Raw genomic sequence first — 1,417 nt, forward strand, 5'->3', positions numbered from 1 at the left:
GCGCGCGCGCTGCTCAAGGACGTCGTGTTCCCGTGGCTGGCGACGGCGACCGGGACCATGCTGATCTTGTTCAGCGCCTTTTGCTTCGCCGCTGCGGTGTGGCGAGAGATGGGCGCAGGCGCCCCGCCGCCACGACCGGACATCAAGCGCCTGCCAGCGACGTTGCTCCTAGTGATGAACGGGTTTCTTATGCTCGTGTCACTGGCCGCGCTCGTCGGCATCTGGACGGCACGCTCGTAGCAGCCATCCCTAGGTTTGCTGCGAACCGATCAGACCCCGCAGCGCATCCGCGGCTTTCGTGCGGTATCGCCCCCTTGTGACGAAGCCCGAAAACGACGTGGGCCAAAGCCGATCGGTCCCGCATGCAGCGTACCCGGGGTCGGTACATATAACGGGCTCAGATAGACGCTGCCGACTGGCCGGTCCGAGCATTTGCCCGACCAACATGCCCATTGACGGTTGGGGCAAACGTCTAATAGATCGACTTTGGCAATGGATTTCTGCCGGGCAATTTGGCCGAACCGCTCTGATAAGAGCTGATGATTCCTACTTGGCGCCTTCAGGCAGCAAGGAGGAATTGTGCGCGCTACCTTTCGCAATCTCGTCGGCACGCTGAATGTCGCGGCATTCATGCGCGATCGTCACGACCATGCGATCTCTGTCCTGCGCTGGGCGCTGATCTTGCTGCCCATGGCGGCACTCGTCGGGACGCTATGTGCGGCGTTCCTGCTGAGTCTCGATACCGTTACGCGACTGCGGTTTGCATCGCCTTGGCTGCTCTATCTGCTACCGGTGGGCGGGTTCGTTGTCGGATTCCTCTACCATGTCACCGGGCGCACAGTGGAAGGCGGCAACAATCTGATCGTCGAGCAGATCCACGAGCCTGGCGGCGGGGTGCCTCTGCGGATGGCGCCGCTCATCTTCTTCGGCACAGTGGTGACGCATCTTTTCGGTGGCTCGGCCGGACGTGAGGGCACCGCCGTCCAATTGGGTGGAAGCCTTGCCAGCGGTTTCGGCGCGCGCTCCGCCTCGATGCGGGCGGCACGCGCATCCTGTTGATGACGGGTATCGCAGCCGGGTTCGGCGCGGTCTTCGGCACGCCGATCGCAGGCGCGGTCTTCGCGCTCGAAGTGCTGGCGATCGGCCGCGTTGAATATTCCGCGCTAGTGCCTTGCCTCGTTGCAGCGCTAGTCGGCGATTGGACGTGCCTCGCCTGGGGTATCCATCACGGTGTCTACCCGATCGGTGCGTTGATACCGGTCGATGCGCTGCTCGTGACGAAGGCGGGTATTGCGGGGATCATATTCGGATTGGTCGGTTTGGCCTTCGCCGAAGCCAACCACGTGGTCGGGGGATGTCTGAAGCGGATCGTCCCCTATGGTCCGCTACGTCCAGTGATCGGCGGGGTCGTCGTTAT

1 protein-coding gene, 1 pseudogene and 1 riboswitch are annotated in these 1,417 nt (G+C 62.9%); the gene and the pseudogene both read left to right on the plus strand.

The genetic code is table 11. The features are described from left to right. Positions 1–240: hypothetical protein (locus tag sphst_RS13375; protein ID WP_199848977.1), on the plus strand; the 240-nt coding region annotated here is incomplete at its 5' end. Between the two features lie 239 nt (positions 241–479). Continuing rightward, positions 480–556: riboswitch (Fluoride riboswitch) on the plus strand. A gap of 23 nt (positions 557–579) precedes the next feature. Further along, positions 580–1,417 (plus strand): annotated as a pseudogene (locus tag sphst_RS21560) (chloride channel protein); the annotation flags it as partial.

Source organism: Sphingomonas sp. STIS6.2 (assembly GCF_000732685.2).
Lineage (GTDB): Bacteria > Pseudomonadota > Alphaproteobacteria > Sphingomonadales > Sphingomonadaceae > Sphingomonas > Sphingomonas aerolata.